The sequence below is a fragment of the Ruegeria sp. F11 genome (assembly GCF_056533855.1).
The window spans coordinates 17,206-32,397 of record NZ_JBQFOW010000012.1 but is presented as its reverse complement, the minus strand read 5'-3'; the positions used below and the strand labels follow the sequence as shown (position 1 = coordinate 32,397).

The window sequence follows — 15,192 nt, the reverse complement described above, 5'->3', positions numbered from 1 at the left end:
CGAAGGTGCGGACCGGATGATTTCTGCTGAAGACCTGATTGCGCTGGTCCGCAACTACAACCCCAAGACAAATGCTGACCGCATCACCCGCGCCTATGAATTCGGCAGGCAGATGCATGAAGGGCAGTTCCGCCATTCCGGCGAGCCCTATTTCTCTCACCCCGTTGCCGTTGCCGCCATCCTGACCGAACAACGTCTGGATGACGCGACCATCATCACCGCCCTGCTGCACGACACGATCGAGGATACCAAGGCCAACTACGGCAAGGTGTCTGAACTGTTCGGCGAGGAAGTCGCCAAGCTGGTCGATGGTGTCACCAAGCTGACCAATCTGCAGCTGTCCAGCCGCGAAACCAAGCAGGCCGAAAACTTTCGCAAGCTGTTCATGGCCATGTCCAAGGACCTGCGGGTCATTTTGGTCAAACTGGCCGACCGTTTGCACAACATGCGCACCATCAAGGCGATGCGCCCCGAAAAGCAGGTGCAAAAGGCGCGCGAGACGATGGATATCTACGCGCCGCTTGCGGGCCGCATGGGGATGCAGTGGATGCGCGAGGAGCTTGAAGACCTCGCCTTTCGCGTCCTGAACCCCGAAGGCCGCCAGTCGATCATCCGTCGCTTTATCACGCTGCAGCGAGAGACCGGCGACGTCATCCACCGGATCACCGGCGACATGCGGTTTGAACTGGAAAAGGCCGGGATCGATGCCGAGGTGTTTGGCCGCGCCAAGAAACCCTATTCGATCTGGCGCAAGATGCAGGAAAAGGATCAGGGCTTCTCGCGCCTCTCGGACATCTACGGCTTCCGCATCATTACTCAGGCCGAGGAAGACTGCTACCGCACCCTCGGCGCGATCCACCAACGCTGGCGCGCGGTGCCGGGGCGGTTCAAGGACTACATCAGCCAACCGAAATCGAACGGCTATCGATCGATCCACACCACGGTTTCGGGGCGGGACGGCAAGCGGGTCGAGGTTCAGATCAGAACCCGCCAGATGCACGACGTGGCCGAAACCGGGGTGGCGGCGCATTGGTCCTATCGCGACGGTGTGCGCTCGGAGAACCCGTTTGCGGTTGATCCGGCCAAATGGATCGCCAATCTGACGGAACAGTTTGACAATGAAGAGGATCACGAAGATTTCCTCGAAGCCGTCAAGCTTGAGATGTATTCGGACCAGGTGTTCTGCTTCACGCCCAAGGGCGATGTGGTGAAGCTGCCGCGCGGGGCAACGCCGATTGATTTCGCCTATGCGATCCACACCAGAATTGGCTATTCCTGCGTGGGGGCCAAGGTGGATGGCATCCGCGTACCGCTGTGGACGCGGCTGAAAAACGGGCAGTCAGTCGATATCATCACCGCCGATGGCCAGACGCCGCAGGTGACATGGCTTGAGATCGCCGTGACCGGCAAGGCCCGCACCTCGATCCGCCGGGCGCTGCGCGAGGTTGACCGCGAGCGCTTCATCAAGCTGGGCAAGGAACTGGCGCGTGCGGGCTTCGAACATGTGGGCCGCAAATCCACCGACAAGGCGTTGGAGACGGCCGCGAAACACCTGCGCCTGAAGGACAGGCACGAATTGCTGGCCCGTCTGGGCAGCGCCGAACTGACCGCTCACGATGTGGTCAAGGCGGTCTATCCCGATCTGGCCAAAGATGAAGGCGATGCCATCCCGCTGCGCCGCGCCGTGATCGGCCTGGAGCCGGGTCAGAAATTCGACCGCGCGCCGTGCTGCCAGCCGCTGCCGGGCGAACGCATCGTCGGCATCACCTATCGCGGCAAAGGTGTGGTGGTGCACGCCATCGACTGCGACCGACTGAGCGAGTTTGAAAACGAACCCGAACGCTGGGTCGATCTGCACTGGCACTCGGGCACCCACCCGGCCGTTTACGGTGCGACGCTGGATATGACCATCGGCAATGACGCCGGGGTATTGGGGCGTATTTGCACATTGATCGGCGAGAAAAAGGCCAATATCTCGAACCTCGAATTTGTTGACCGCAAACCGGATTTTTACCGTCTGCTGATCAATGTGGAACTGCGCGACTTGGAACAGTTGCATTCGCTGATGCTGACGCTCGAGGCGGACAGCGATGTTGCAGCGGTCGAACGGTTCCGGGAAAGCGCGAAAACCGCTGTTGCGGCTGGCTGAGAAAGGGTGAGGACGAGTGGTTTTCAAGCGCCGAGATCGCCGCTCAGCCGTTCAAGTCGCGTCCGAGTTCGTCTATCCGCGCGGCGGCTGGACCCGCGCTTTTCACTACGTCAAACATCGCGTCCGCCGCCTGCCTGACAGCCCTGAACGCATCGCGCGCGGCATTGGGGCAGGGGTGTTTGCCGCCTTTACCCCGTTCTATGGGCTGCACTTTCTGGTCGCCGCCGTGCTGGCGCGATTGTTCAACGGCAACATTCTGGCCGCGCTGTCGGGTACGTTCTTTGGCAACCCGCTGACCTATGTGCCCATCGGCGTGGTCAGCTTGCAAACCGGTCATTTCCTGCTGGGCACGCGGTTTCGGAAGGGTGATACTGACGGGCTGATGGGCAAGTTCGCCGATGCGATGGGTGATCTGAAAGACAATTGCATCGCCATGTTCACCGGGCGCGAGGCCGACTGGCATGGCCTCAGCCGGTTTTATGACGATGTGTTCTTTCCCTACATGGTCGGTGGCGTCATTCCGGGCATCGTGGCGGGCGTGGCCTGCGCCTATCTCAGCCTGCCATTGATCCGTACCTATCAACAGCGCCGCCGCGCCAAGATCAAAGCGAAATTTGAAGAAATCAAACGTCTTGCGCAGGCAGAGGCTGACGTTCCGGTGACAAAACCACTAGGCTCGGCCCAAGGGACAATGAAGGATTCGAACGATGTCTGACAACCACCTGCGTCTGGGCGTGAATATCGACCACGTGGCCACTATCCGCAACGCGCGCGGCGGGGCGTATCCTGACCCGATCCGCGCCGCGAAGCTGGCCGAAGAGGCCGGGGCTGACGGCATCACCGCCCACTTGCGGGAAGACCGGCGCCACATCCTTGACGCTGATATCGAAGGATTGATGGACACGCTGAATGTGCCGCTGAATTTCGAAATGGCCGCGACGGATGAGATGCAGAAGATCGCTTTGCGTCACAAGCCACACGCGGTCTGCATCGTTCCGGAAAAACGCGAGGAACGCACCACCGAAGGCGGGCTTGAGGTCGCGCGCGAGGAAAACAAGCTGGCCCATTTCATAGCGCCCCTGCGCGATGTCGGCTGCCGCGTCTCGATCTTCATCGCTGCCGACCAACGCCAGATTGAGGCTGCCCACCGCATCGGGGCCGAGGTGATCGAGTTGCACACCGGTGCCTATTGCGACTTCCACGCCGAGGGCAAACCGGACGAGGCCGCCCGCGAACTTGAAGCCTTGCGCGAAATGTCCGCCTATGCCCACTCGCTGGGTCTTGAGGTCCATGCAGGCCACGGCCTGACCTATGACACCGTCAAGCCCGTCGCAGCCTTTCCCGAAGTGCGCGAGTTGAACATCGGCCACTTCCTGATCGGCGAGGCGATCTTTCTGGGCCTCACCCCGGCTATCACCGAGATGCGCCGCCTGATGGATGAGGCGCGGGAATGATTGACCTGACCTCCCTCGCCGTAACGGCCTTGGCCTTCTTTATCGTTGCGGTCTCGCCGGGCCCCGCGAATATCTCCAACGCCGCCATCGCGATGAGTTACGGGCGCAAGATCAGCCTCATCTACGGTTTGGGTTTGTCCTGCGGTCTGGTGTTCTGGGGGCTTGTTGCCGCAAGCGGTATGGGCGCGGTGCTGCAAAGTTCGCTCTACGTCCTGATGGTGCTCAAGGTGCTGGGCGGTCTCTACCTGCTTTGGCTGGCGTGGCAGTCGGGACGCTCCGCGCTGCAGCCTGAGGCAACCAGAGTGTCCGTTCCGGCCAATGGCAAATGGTTCTGGCGCGGGCTGATCCTGAACCTGTCCAACCCGAAATCGGTGATTGCATGGATGGCGGCATTGTCGGTCGGCCTCGGCCCGGATGACGGCTTGCTGTCTGTTGCTGCTGCGACCCTGATCTGCATTGCGGCCGGGTTCCTGAACAACTTCCTCTATTCCATGCTGTTTTCGGTCAGTGGCATGATGGCCGGATACCGCCAGTTCCGGCGCTGGATCGATGGGGTTGTCGCCGGATTGTTCGCGGCTGCCGGTCTCGGCCTGATCAAATCGGCCTTTGCGCGATGATCACACCCGGTTTCATCGCCATCTGGTTCGCCTGGATCATGGCCGGAGGGTCCCCCGGACCTGCCACCATGGGCATCGCCGGAACCGCCATGAACGAAGGACGCAACGCCGGTCTGGCCTTTGCGCTGGGCATCTGCGCAGGCTCCGCCGCCTGGGGCATTGCCGCCGCACTGGGCCTGTCGGCGATCATGCTGGCCAATGTCTGGGTGTTCGAGGTGATCCGCTACGTCGGCGTCGCCTATTTGGGCTGGCTGGCGCTGAAAGCGCTGCGCCGGGCGATGACCTCGGACGAGGTCGCATTGGGCAACCCGGTTACGGGCTCGCTAGGCGCTATCTTTGCCAAAGGCGCAGCCATCCACCTGACCAACCCCAAAGCGATCCTGAGTTGGGGGTCAATCTACGCTATCGTCGCGCCGAATGACGCCAGCCTGTCCATGCTGCTGGGCTATTTCGGCCTGCTGTATGCGGGCTCGCTGGTGATCTTCATCGGCTACGCCTTCTTGTTTTCATCCGAGCACATGGTCCGCACCTACCGCCGCGCCCGCCGTTGGTTCGATTTCGCCTTCGCTGGGTTCTTCGGGCTGGCGAGTTACAAGATTCTGACGGTGCGGTTGTCGTGATGAAATTGTGGCAGCCCGAGCAGAAAACCCTATTATTCAATCGGGTCAAATACATCGTTTGGTTTGCCCTTCTCTTGATGGTTTCGATCAATTCGGGCTTTGCCAAAGAAAAGCTGGGTCTTGATAGCCTGTTCTTTTTTCCTCTGGATATCCTTGTGTTCCCGGTATTTTTTGCGACATTGGTCCAATCGCATCCATGGTCAAAACTCCATTCCGAAGCGATCCCAAGCGCGGTGTTATGGTACAACGCCATCTACATGGTTGGCTTGTCAGTATCGGTGTTACTGACTGTGCAATTTGTGGGGTTGGTCTACAGGATCAGGTATTGGCACCAGATTGATTTTTGGGACCTTCTTCTAAGAAACAGTGTACTGCTGTTTTGGGCAGCGGTTTCCATCGGAATTTGCAGAACCGTATTATGGCAATCGGCACAGGCAAAACGAACGCTCTTTGGCGATAAAAGAGGCTGAACAACCATGATCCTCGGCATCGGCACAGACCTTGCAAACATCGAGCGCATTCAGGGCACGCTCGACCGCTTTGGCGACCGGTTCCGCAACCGGGTCTTCACCGACATCGAACAGACCAAGGCCGAACGCCGCGCTGACACCGCAGGCACCTATGCCAAGCGCTGGGCCGCGAAAGAGGCGTGCTCCAAGGCACTGGGCACCGGCCTGCGAATGGGGATCGCGTGGAAGGATATGGCCGTCACCAACCTGCGCACCGGCCAGCCCGTGATGCATGTCACTGGCTGGGCCGCAGAGCGGCTGAAAGAGATGACGCCCGAAGGCCACGAGGCGATCATCCACGTCACCCTGACCGACGATCACCCCTGGGCGCAGGCCTTTGTGGTGATCGAGGCGCGCCCGCTTCAAGATAGCGCCACCCGGCCTTGACTCGCCCCCACCCGCCCCGCATGTAGCACCCCAAACACGCAAGGACTGGAGAGCAGTATGGCCGAGGAAGCCAAAACCGGAAGTGGCATCTGGGAAACGATCAAAACCATCGTTTACGCCCTGCTGATTGCAGGCGTCTTCCGGACCCTGTTCTTTCAGCCCTTCTGGATTCCCTCAGGCTCGATGAAAGAAACCTTGCTGATCGGGGATTTTCTGTTCGTCAACAAAATGGCCTATGGCTATTCTTACGCCTCGTGCCCCAGCCTGATCATCCCCAGCGTCGGCCTGAATATCGATGCCGAAGACGTTTGCGGCTGGATGAAAGGCGAGGATGGAAACCGCATCTGGGGCGGCGAGCCTGAACGCGGCGATGTCATCGTTTTCCGCCACCCCGTCACCGGGCGCGACTATATCAAACGGCTGATCGGCCTGCCGGGCGACCGAATTCAAATCCGCGAAGGCCAGATCATCCTGAACGGCACCCCGGTGCCGCAGCAACCCGATGGTGTCTTCACCGAAACCGCCGAACCGCAAGGCCCGCAACGCCTGCGTCCGCGCTGCTCGAACGGCCCGGTGGGGCTGGGCGGTGTGTGCGAAAAGAACCGCCTGATCGAGACCCTGCCGAATGGTGTGTCTTATGACGTGCTGAACATCGGCAATCAGGGCTCGGACAACACCGGTATCTACACGGTGCCCGAAGGTCACTATTTCTTCATGGGTGACAACCGCGACAACTCTGCCGATAGCCGCCTGCCGCAATCGGCAAACGGGGTTGGCTATGTGCCCTATGAAAACCTGATTGGCCGTGCCGACCGTATCATGTTCTCGTCCGCCGGTCGGTCGATGCTGTTCTTCTGGACCTGGCGCGGGGATCGGTTCTTCAAGGCGGTCAATTGAAACTGTCGGCCGAGATAAAGGCGTTCCAGCAGCGGCTGGGGTACGAATTTTCCAACCCCGAACTGCTGCTGCGCGCGCTGACGCACGGCTCTGTCTCGTCGCCCACACGGCCCGACAATCAGCGGCTGGAATTTCTGGGCGACCGGGTGCTGGGCCTTGTCATGGCCACGGCGCTGCTCGAAGCCGACAAAGCCGCCTCCGAAGGCCAGCTTGCCCCGCGCTTCAACGCGCTGGTCCGCAAAGAGGCCTGCGCCGATGTTGCTCGCCAGATCGACCTTGGCGCGGTTCTGAAACTGGGCCGATCCGAAATGCTGTCGGGGGGACGCCGCAAACAGGCCCTTCTGGGCGACGCGATGGAGGCCGTCATCGCCGCCATCTACCGCGACGCCGGGTTCGAGGCCGCCCGCGACGTCATCCTCGCCCTCTGGGGCGACCGCGTCCACAGGGTCGAGGCCGACGCGCGCGACGCCAAAACCGCGTTGCAGGAATGGGCCCAGGCCCGCGGTCAGAAACCCCCCTCTTATGTCGAAGTCAAACGCACCGGCCCCGACCACGCCCCCATCTTCACCATCGCCGCCCGCCTTCAGGACGGCACCGAGGCGCAGGCCACCGCAGGCTCCAAACGCCAGGCCGAACAATCCGCCGCCAAAACCCTGCTCTCCACCCTCCCCAAATAACCCCACTCTGCGCCCCCGCGGCGATCCCCAGCTTCATCTGGCCAAAAATATCCCGGGGGGTTTGGGGGGCTGGCCCCCAATCAGAACAAGCGGCTTGGGGGCTGCCCCCCCAATTAGGTTAAGCGGTTTGGGGGGCACCCCCAACCGATCAACAAATCCTCTGGCCCGCCCGCCCATTCTGCGATAGGGGTGCGCACCTGCAAACAGGATCGCAAAACACATGACCACACGCGCCGGATTCATCGCCCTGATCGGAGAGCCCAACGCAGGCAAATCCACCCTTCTGAACCGCATGGTCGGGGCCAAGGTCTCGATCGTTACACACAAGGTGCAAACCACCCGCGCCCGCATCCGGGGCGTGGCGATGGAGGGTGACGCGCAGCTGGTCTTTGTCGACACGCCGGGCCTCTTCAAACCCCGCCGCCGGCTGGATCGCGCCATGGTTGCAGCCGCATGGGGCGGGGCGGCGGATGCCGACGTGGTGGTGCTGATGGTCGAGGCCCATCGCGGCATCACCGAAGGGGTCGAGCGCATCCTCGAAGGTCTCGAAGAAATCGGGCAGGGCCGAACCATAGCGCTCGCGATCAACAAGATCGACAAGGTGCCCTCGGAAAAACTGCTGTCGCTCACCAGTGACCTGAACGCCCACTATCCCTTTGCCGAAACCTTCATGATCTCGGCCGAAAAAGGCCACGGCGTGGACGACCTGCGCACATGGTTGGCGTCAAAGCTGCCCGAAGGCCCGTGGCTCTATCCCGAAGACCAGATCGCCGACCTGCCGATGCGCATGATCGCGGCTGAGATGACGCGCGAGAAACTGACCCTGCGGCTGCATCAGGAACTGCCCTATCAACTGACGGTCGAGACCGAAAACTGGGAAGAGCGCAAGGACGGCTCGGCCAAGATCGATCAGGTCATCTATGTCATGCGCGACGGCCACAAAGGCATCGTGCTGGGCAAAAAGGGCGAGACCATCAAGGCGGTCAGCCAGGCCGCACGGGCGGAACTGGAAGAGTTCCTCGACCGCAAGATCCACCTGTTTCTACAGGTCAAAGTCCGGCCCAACTGGCTTGAGGAATCCGAGCGCTATTCGGAAATGGGTCTGGATTTCAAAGACGGCAACGCATGACCCGGCTGACGGCCGAATTCTGGGTCCATGCCTATCTGGCGCGGCTGCGGTTTCAGGAAATTCCGGCCTTTGTGGTCGCCCACGGGGATGACACCGCAGGCGCGGTGTTGGTCAAGCTGAACACGCTCGACGGTCACGCGGTCGCGTTTCAGCGCAGTTTCGATCTGATGAGCGGTGAGCGGACATGGGTCGAACTGTCCAGCGGCCCCGAATCTGACGTGGATGCCGCCGTCAACCGGCAACGCAGCTTTGACCCCGACCTTTGGGTGATCGAGGTTGAGGACCGGCAGGGACGGCATCTGCTAGGCGAGGAAGGGCTGGACTGAGGCCACTCAACGGGTCTTGGACCAGCGGCGCAAAGCGACTATTTTATGGCTGAATCCCGCCCGGCCAAGAGCCGGAAAACCCAGCGGACATAGCAGGACAAAGAGGTGTTGGCGTGGCTGAAACGCTTGCAGAGAAACTGGAAAAGTCAAATCTTGGCCACTGGATGCAGCGGTTCGAGGGGTTCATGGTCTTTATCGGCGTCGTCGGCCCTTTCGCGACGCTGCCGCAGTTGGTCAAGCTGTATTTCACCCATTCGCAACACGCCACCGGCCAGTCGCTGCTGTCCTGGTCGCTTTATGCGGCTCTGTCGTTTCTGTGGTTCGCCTATGGGCTGGTGGTCGGCAAACTGCCGATCTATGTGGGCAACGGCATCTCGATGGTGCTGAACATCTTGATGGTCGTTGGCATCCTGATCCACGCTGGCGTGACGTTCTGATCCGCCAGTTCAAGGGTGCAAACTTTGGGTGACTGTGAGGGGGCCGTTATCCCTCAGTCCAGATGCCAGCCCTCCTCGTAATGTCCCAACACTCTGGACAGGTCCCGCAGCGATGCAAACAGTCGCGCGTACACATCCCGGGACAGCATCGGTTTGTTGTCGTCCAGCAGTTGAACAAGATCGACCACATCGGCAGCAAAGGCCTCGTATACATGCTTGTCGGCCGCCGTGGGGTCCAGCGTCCAGATGTCGTGATCGTCGTAATAGGTGGCTGGCAGGGGTTCGTCGTCAATCATAATTTGCCCTCTTTCCGTTTGAAGGCACAGGTGGGGATGGTGAAAACGCGGTCAAAACAGATGGCAGAAAGTCACAAGAATTTGGCGATTGGGAAAAACGGCAAAACTCTTCAGCACTTGCGCATCTGTCGCCCTTGGGATTTTCTGCGGGCAGGCTGACACAAAACCGGATCACATCTTGGACTGGCGCGATCACGGCATTCTTCTGACCTCTCGTCGTCACGGCGAAACGGCGGCGATTATCGAGGTTTTCACCGAAGGCCACGGTCGCCATGCCGGTGTCGTGCGCGGTGGCACCAGCCGCAAGATCGCGCCCATCCTGCAACCCGGCGCGCAACTGGACGTGCTGTGGCGCGCACGGCTAGAGGAACATATCGGCAGTTTTCAGGTCGAACCGCTGCGATCGCGCGCGGCGGCGGCGTTTTCCGGACGGCTGGCGCTGGCTGGGCTGAACGCGGTGGTTGCGCTGTTGTCTTTTTGCCTGCCCGAACGCGAACCGCACCCAGCGATCTACAAGCAGACCGAACAGTTGATGGACCTGCTGGGGCAGGATGAGATTTGGCCGCTGGCCTATCTGCGCTGGGAACTGGCTTTGCTCGAAGAACTAGGCTTTGGCCTTGATCTGCAAACCTGCGCGGTGACGGGGGCGGTTGAGGGGCTGGTCTATGTCTCCCCCAAATCCGGCCGAGCCGTTAGTGCCAAAGGGGCAGGGGAGTGGGCCGACAAGCTGCTGCCATTGCCACCCTGTTTGCGCGGCGAAGGGCTGGCGCCTGATGCCGAAATTGCCGAAGGGCTGAACACCACCGGTTATTTCCTGCAACACCGCGTGGCCCCGGCTTTGGGGCACAATCCGCTGCCCGAGGCGCGGTCGCGATTTCTGGAACAGCTTAGTCGGCGGCTTTGAACACCATCTCGTGCCCGTCCTCATTGCGCAGGATCAGCACGTCGCCGGACACCTCGGACTGGGTCATTGCCATCAGGGCAGCGAAATAAAACCCTTCGGCTTCAAGACCGGCGCAGGCGGCGCGGGTTGCTGCCAGATCGGCGACCTCGAACCACGGATAGGGCGCGTTAAGGGTGCCGTTATAGCTGTTGCAGGGGGCATTTCCCTCGATCCGCCCCGGTTCGGGAAAGCGCAGCAGGGCGCTGGCCTCATAGGGCTGCCCGTCGATTTCCTGCAGCACCCATGTCTGATCCGCCGCGCCATAAGCGGCGACGGTTTCGTCCTTGTCGCACTGGAACAGGGCCATCAGGGGCAGCAGAAGGGTCAGGCGTGTCATCGGGTGTGTCCTTCAATACGGGTTCGCTCCGCTCAGCAATTCCTCGCGGACTTCCAGGCGGGGCCGCCAGTTATAGCGAGTGTCCTCGACCATCGGGGCCCAGAACAGAGCGCCGCTGTTGCGCCAGGGGTCGAGGATGATGCCCTTGTCCATCGGGTCGCCCTTGGCGCTGACCAGCGCCGAGTGGTGGATGATCCGGAACTGGGTCGGCGGAGAGGTCACCCAATGCAGGTCCAGCGTTTTGAAGTGCTCTTGCCGAAGACGCCCGGTCATGGCCTCGGCCCAGTCGTTGCACAGGCCCTTTTCGCGAAACCCGTTGGCGATCTTGGCGTTGTGGATGATGGCGGCGTCGGTGACGTTCCATTCCTGCTTGAGCTGCTGGGAATGGGTGTAGGCGATGACGGCGGCCTCTTGCGCCTCGGCCGGATCGACATTGGGGCCGAGGTTGCGGATGGCTTGCGCCAGCCCGTCGATATCGGCTTGCGTGGCGGTCGGCGGGGTGGTGGCGCAGGCGCCCAGGGTGAGGGCGGCGAGGATTGCCCAAAGTGCCAGTATGCGTCTCGTCATCTAACGGTCCGGTCAGGTGTTGTCTCGCCGGACGCTCTACCCCTGTTCCGGCCCGGATCATAGGGGGAGTTTGCGGGTCGGCGGATCAAGGCGACCCCAGCCTGCCAGAAAAAGACCCGGCGCAAAGGCCGGGTCAGTCGGGAAACAGGGCTGTCGAATTCGATCACCCGAGCAGACGTCGTGCGATGACCTGTGCCTGAATTTCGGCAGCCCCTTCGAAAATGTTCAGAATGCGCGCGTCACACAGGACGCGGCTGATTTTGTATTCCAGCGCAAAGCCGTTGCCGCCATGGATCTGCAGACCATTGTCCGCCGCCGCCCAGGCCACGCGCGCGCCCAACAGCTTGGCCATCCCCGCCTCAAGGTCACAGCGTTGGCCGTGATCCTTCTCCCACGCCGAGAAATAGGTCAGTTGCCGCGCGATCATGATTTCCACCGCCATCATTGCTAGCTTGCCGGACACGCGGGGGAATTTGATCAGCGACTTGCCGAATTGCTTGCGGTCAATGGCATATTGCATCGCGATGTCCAGCGCGCTTTGCGCCACGCCGATGGCGCGGGCGGCGGTCTGGATGCGGGCGGATTCGAAGGTCTCCATTAGCTGTTTAAAGCCTTTACCTTCTTCACCGCCCAGCAGGTTCTCGCCCTTGACCTTGAAGCCGTCAAAACCCAGCTCGTATTCTTTCATGCCGCGATAGCCCAGAACCTCGATCTCGCCGCCCGTCATGCCGGGGGTGGGGAAGGGATTCTCGTCCGTGCCCGGCGTTTTCTCGGCCAGGAACATAGACAGGCCGCGATGGTCGGTGGTGTCCGGGTTGGTGCGGGCCAGCAAGGTCATTACATGGGTACGGGCTGCGTGGGTGATCCATGTTTTGTTTCCAGTGACCTCATAGTCGCCCTCGGCATTTTTGACCGCGCGGGTGCGCAGGCTGCCGAGGTCGGACCCGGTGTTGGGCTCGGTGAAAACGGCGGTGGGCAGAATCTCGGCACTGGCGATCTTGGGGAGCCACTGTGCCTTTTGCTCGTCGGTGCCGCCGGCGATGATCAACTCGGCCGCGATCTCGGAGCGGGTGCCCAGCGAACCGACGCCGATATAGCCGCGTGACAGTTCTTCGGAGACCACGCACATCGACGCTTTGGACAAGCCAAACCCGCCGAATTCTTCGGGGATGGTCAGGCCGAAGACACCCATCTCGGCCAGTTCCTCGATGATTTCCATCGGGATCAACTCGTCCTTCAGGTGCCAGTCATGGGCGTTCGGTTCGACCTTTTCCTGAGCATAGCGGCGGAATTGCTCGCGGATCATTTCGAGTTCCTCGTCGAGCCCCGAGGCCCCGAACATGGTCGAACCGGCCTGATCCTGCATCAATTCCACCAGACGCGTCCGTGCGGCCTGAGAATTGGCCTGCGCCATCAGGGTCTGCACTTCGTTGCACTGGAAGCCCGACAGTGCGTCCCAACCCAGCCCGAGGTCCTGCAGGCGCACGACCTCACCCTGGTTCATCGGGATGCCGCCTGCGACCTGATGCAGGTATTCGCCAAAGGCGATCTGGTGCAGAAGTTGCTCGGCCTCCCCGAACTTGCCGTCAGCCTCCAGCGCCTCGGCCCAGCGTTGCATCTGGGTGAGCGACTGGTGATAGGTCGCGACCCACGCCAGCCCGTGTGCGGCGGTCTGGTTGGCCTCGATCAGCGCGCCCGAAATGCGGCCATCCGCCGTCACCATGCCGCGCACGGACTCGCGGGCGCGCTCGAACACGGTCTCGACCGCAGGTATTGCGGCCCGGGTCAGGGCAAGAAGGTCGGGCAAAACTGCTGCTGTCGTCATCTCGGTCATATCCTGTCCGTCATGGGCCATGAATCGCATCCTTTCATCAGTCGTACGGTCATACCATGCTGCACATGCAGCGCAACAAAAATACCTATGGGGGTGCAAAAAAGTTCAAAAGTTGCGCCAATGATTTTGCAGGTGCAGAGCGCCCGGGGGATGGTATTGAGAGGTCATGACACTGTTTTCCGCACTCACGCCGCTGGAGTTTGCGCTGGCCATCCTGATTGGCTTTGTGGCGGGTTGCGTCAAAGGCATGGTCGGCTTTGCAATGCCGATGGTGCTGATTTCTGGCCTAAGCCTGTTCCTGCCGCCCAATCTGGCCCTGGCGGGGCTGATCCTGCCGACGCTTGTGACCAACGGCGTGCAGGCCTTGCGCGAGGGGACAGGGGCGGCGATGCAGTCGATCCGCAGGTTCCGGGTGTTCCTGATCGTCGGGCTGATCTTTTTGCTGGCCGGGGCGCAGTTTGTCAGCATTCTGCCGCCATCGACGTTCCTGCTGATGATCGGTATCCCGGTGACGTTCTTTGCCTTGATACAGGTTTTGGGAGTGCGGCTGGTGATCCGCCACCCATCGGCCCGGATCGAGGCATTGGTCGGGGCAACTGCCGGGCTGGTGGGCGGCATGTCCGGCGTATGGGGGCCACCGACGGTGGCTTATCTGACGGCGTTGAACACGCCCAAACTGGAACAGATCCGCATTCAGGGCGTGATCTACGGGTTAGGGGCGGTGGCCTTGGTGTTGGCGCATCTGGGGTCGGGAATTCTGCGCGCGGACACGGTTCCATTGTCTGTGGCGCTGATACCGCCCGCGCTGGCGGGCATGTGGGTTGGTTTGCACCTGCAGCAACGGATCGATCAGGAGAGTTTCCGAAAGGCGACGCTGTGGGTGCTGCTTCTGGCCGGTCTGAACCTGCTGCGGCGTGGGTTTATGGGTTAGCGGCGGTTCTCGGCGAAGCGGAAGGCGAAATAGAGCCCCAGCATCAGGAAGAACAGGCCCGAGATATCCCCGATCAGATAGGCGATATATTCCGCGGTGGCGCTGCCGAAAGCCAGATTGGTCAGCATGGACACCAGGAATGACGTGATCACCCCGACGCCCATGATGCAACTCCAGCACGGTTTCCGGTCGGCCCGCGGAAACAGGTCCCATCCTGCCCATTTCAGCAGGTAGAACACGGCAGGGACGGTGGTGACGGCAATTGTGATGGCCAGCAGGCGGCTGGGCAGAAACACATCCGACCCGCCGACATACCAGAAGACGAAAAACACACCCGGCAGAAGCGCCGGGATCGCCCGCCACCCCAGCAGCCACGCCGATAGGACCCGCACGCCATGCGGCAGGAACAGCAGGCTGGCCCGGCTGGGATATTCGGGAAAGAACACGTTCTGCAACGGCATCAGCACCTCGAACGAGAGGAACCATGCCAGAACGTAAGCCAAAGAGGCGTAGGTGGTTTCAGAAGCCCAGTTGCGCACGGTGGTCAGTCACCATTGCGCAGGTTCGAGGCGTCATCTGGGGGCATGAACGATATACCGCCCCCGGTTGGCCGTACCGCTTTGCGACAGGTAGCCTTTTTCGACCAGAGACTTCAACGCGCGGAAAAAGGTCGGCCGCGATACGCTTTTGACCAGCGTGTGTTCGATCAGACCGAAGGTGCGGACCTCTTGATCGGCTTTCGAAAGTTCTTCGGCCGCGTAGTAAATATCGCGTTCAACCGGAGAGAGCTTTTCCAGCCCAAGGGTCTGTTCCATGCTTTGCATCAGCTTGCGCAGCTCGGTGAGTTTCGAGATTTCTGTCATTGATTTACCTGTTTTTGTCTGCGCCAATTCCCGCGAAATTTGGGCGAGTCGGAACGGGCTGAGCGAGTAACTTTTCAGCAAGTCCCATATTGACACATATCCCCATACTTATAGACTACACGTCTGATTAGGTTGCTCATTTCGCCAACGTGAGTGTGTGTGCGTGAGCCGCCCATAGGTATTTTCAATTTTGGCCCGGTGCGTCAGCGCCGGGCTTAT

At 60.9% G+C, this 15,192-nt stretch carries 20 protein-coding genes; 14 read left to right on the top strand and 6 right to left on the bottom strand.

Going from position 1 to position 15,192, the window contains the following annotated elements; translation table 11 throughout:
- The first annotated feature begins 16 nt into the window (after positions 1-16).
- From ACR0NJ_RS16420 to ACR0NJ_RS16365, 12 genes are all read left to right on the top strand, one after another.
- Entirely contained in the window at positions 17-2,149 is a 2,133-nt protein-coding gene (locus ACR0NJ_RS16420; RefSeq protein WP_480818209.1) for a RelA/SpoT family protein, read from the top strand.
- A 16-nt stretch (positions 2,150-2,165) separates the two neighbouring features.
- Positions 2,166-2,864 carry a DUF2062 domain-containing protein gene (locus ACR0NJ_RS16415; RefSeq protein WP_480818208.1) on the top strand — a complete coding sequence of 233 codons (699 nt, stop codon included), beginning with the start codon at positions 2,166-2,168 and terminating at the stop codon, positions 2,862-2,864.
- Positions 2,857-3,603: a pyridoxine 5'-phosphate synthase gene (locus ACR0NJ_RS16410; protein WP_480818207.1), complete on the top strand. Its 747-nt coding sequence runs from the start codon at positions 2,857-2,859 to the stop codon at positions 3,601-3,603. The genes ACR0NJ_RS16415 and ACR0NJ_RS16410 overlap by 8 nt, the downstream gene beginning before the upstream one ends.
- A complete protein-coding gene (locus tag ACR0NJ_RS16405) occupies positions 3,600-4,220 on the top strand; it encodes a LysE family translocator (protein ID WP_480818206.1) in 621 nt (206 codons plus the stop codon). Before ACR0NJ_RS16410 ends, ACR0NJ_RS16405 begins: the two co-directional genes overlap by 4 nt.
- The gene (locus ACR0NJ_RS16400; protein WP_480818205.1) at positions 4,217-4,840 is read left to right on the top strand and encodes a LysE family translocator; all 624 of its coding nucleotides are present in this window, start codon (positions 4,217-4,219) and stop codon (positions 4,838-4,840) included. Before ACR0NJ_RS16405 ends, ACR0NJ_RS16400 begins: the two co-directional genes overlap by 4 nt.
- Positions 4,840-5,310, top strand: coding sequence for a hypothetical protein (locus ACR0NJ_RS16395; protein WP_480818204.1), 471 nt, complete (start codon positions 4,840-4,842; stop codon positions 5,308-5,310). Before ACR0NJ_RS16400 ends, ACR0NJ_RS16395 begins: the two co-directional genes overlap by 1 nt.
- Before the next feature lie 6 nt (positions 5,311-5,316).
- Positions 5,317-5,736, top strand: a complete 420-nt coding sequence (gene acpS, locus ACR0NJ_RS16390; protein WP_480818203.1) for a holo-ACP synthase — start codon at positions 5,317-5,319, stop codon at positions 5,734-5,736.
- 57 nt (positions 5,737-5,793) lie between these two features.
- On the top strand, positions 5,794-6,633 hold the full coding sequence (lepB, locus tag ACR0NJ_RS16385) for a signal peptidase I (protein WP_480818202.1): 840 nt from the start codon (positions 5,794-5,796) through the stop codon (positions 6,631-6,633).
- On the top strand, positions 6,630-7,310 hold the full coding sequence (gene rnc, locus ACR0NJ_RS16380; RefSeq protein ID WP_480818201.1) for a ribonuclease III: 681 nt from the start codon (positions 6,630-6,632) through the stop codon (positions 7,308-7,310). Before lepB ends, rnc begins: the two co-directional genes overlap by 4 nt.
- Before the next feature lie 220 nt (positions 7,311-7,530).
- Entirely contained in the window at positions 7,531-8,439 is a 909-nt protein-coding gene (gene era, locus ACR0NJ_RS16375; RefSeq protein WP_480818200.1) for a GTPase Era, read from the top strand.
- Positions 8,436-8,765, top strand: a complete 330-nt coding sequence (locus tag ACR0NJ_RS16370; protein WP_480818199.1) for a DUF1491 family protein — start codon at positions 8,436-8,438, stop codon at positions 8,763-8,765. The genes era and ACR0NJ_RS16370 overlap by 4 nt, the downstream gene beginning before the upstream one ends.
- Before the next feature lie 113 nt (positions 8,766-8,878).
- On the top strand, positions 8,879-9,202 hold the full coding sequence (locus tag ACR0NJ_RS16365; RefSeq protein ID WP_480818198.1) for a SemiSWEET transporter: 324 nt from the start codon (positions 8,879-8,881) through the stop codon (positions 9,200-9,202).
- 53 nt (positions 9,203-9,255) lie between these two features.
- On the opposite strand, the gene ACR0NJ_RS16360 is transcribed toward ACR0NJ_RS16365, so the two are convergent.
- Complete coding sequence (locus ACR0NJ_RS16360) at positions 9,256-9,498, bottom strand: hypothetical protein (RefSeq protein ID WP_480818197.1); 243 nt, start codon at positions 9,496-9,498, stop codon at positions 9,256-9,258.
- A gap of 178 nt (positions 9,499-9,676) precedes the next feature.
- Here ACR0NJ_RS16360 and recO point away from each other — a divergent pair, with 178 nt between their 5' ends.
- The gene (recO, locus tag ACR0NJ_RS16355; protein ID WP_480818196.1) at positions 9,677-10,402 is read left to right on the top strand and encodes a DNA repair protein RecO; all 726 of its coding nucleotides are present in this window, start codon (positions 9,677-9,679) and stop codon (positions 10,400-10,402) included.
- On the opposite strand, the gene ACR0NJ_RS16350 is transcribed toward recO, so the two are convergent.
- The 3 genes from ACR0NJ_RS16350 to ACR0NJ_RS16340 all read right to left on the bottom strand — a co-directional run bounded on the left by ACR0NJ_RS16350 (position 10,386) and on the right by ACR0NJ_RS16340 (position 13,200).
- On the bottom strand, positions 10,386-10,778 hold the full coding sequence (locus tag ACR0NJ_RS16350; RefSeq protein WP_480818195.1) for an META domain-containing protein: 393 nt from the start codon (positions 10,776-10,778) through the stop codon (positions 10,386-10,388). The genes recO and ACR0NJ_RS16350 overlap by 17 nt on opposite strands.
- A 12-nt stretch (positions 10,779-10,790) precedes the next feature.
- Entirely contained in the window at positions 10,791-11,345 is a 555-nt protein-coding gene (locus tag ACR0NJ_RS16345; RefSeq protein WP_480818194.1) for a hypothetical protein, read from the bottom strand.
- A gap of 163 nt (positions 11,346-11,508) precedes the next feature.
- Positions 11,509-13,200, bottom strand: a complete 1,692-nt coding sequence (locus ACR0NJ_RS16340; protein WP_480818193.1) for an acyl-CoA dehydrogenase family protein — start codon at positions 13,198-13,200, stop codon at positions 11,509-11,511.
- A 145-nt stretch (positions 13,201-13,345) separates the two neighbouring features.
- On the opposite strand from ACR0NJ_RS16340, the gene ACR0NJ_RS16335 reads away from it, so the two are divergent.
- Complete coding sequence (locus ACR0NJ_RS16335) at positions 13,346-14,110, top strand: sulfite exporter TauE/SafE family protein (protein ID WP_480818192.1); 765 nt, start codon at positions 13,346-13,348, stop codon at positions 14,108-14,110.
- Here the strand turns inward: ACR0NJ_RS16335 and ACR0NJ_RS16330 are convergent.
- Together ACR0NJ_RS16330 and ACR0NJ_RS16325 are read right to left on the bottom strand one after the other, a co-directional pair.
- Positions 14,107-14,649, bottom strand: coding sequence for a hypothetical protein (locus tag ACR0NJ_RS16330; protein ID WP_480818191.1), 543 nt, complete (start codon positions 14,647-14,649; stop codon positions 14,107-14,109). The two genes, ACR0NJ_RS16335 and ACR0NJ_RS16330, sit on opposite strands and share 4 nt — an antisense overlap.
- 33 nt (positions 14,650-14,682) lie before the next feature.
- Positions 14,683-14,973 (bottom strand): hypothetical protein, encoded by a 291-nt coding sequence (locus tag ACR0NJ_RS16325; RefSeq protein ID WP_480612361.1) that lies wholly within the window; start codon positions 14,971-14,973, stop codon positions 14,683-14,685.
- Between the last annotated feature and the right edge of the window lie 219 nt (positions 14,974-15,192).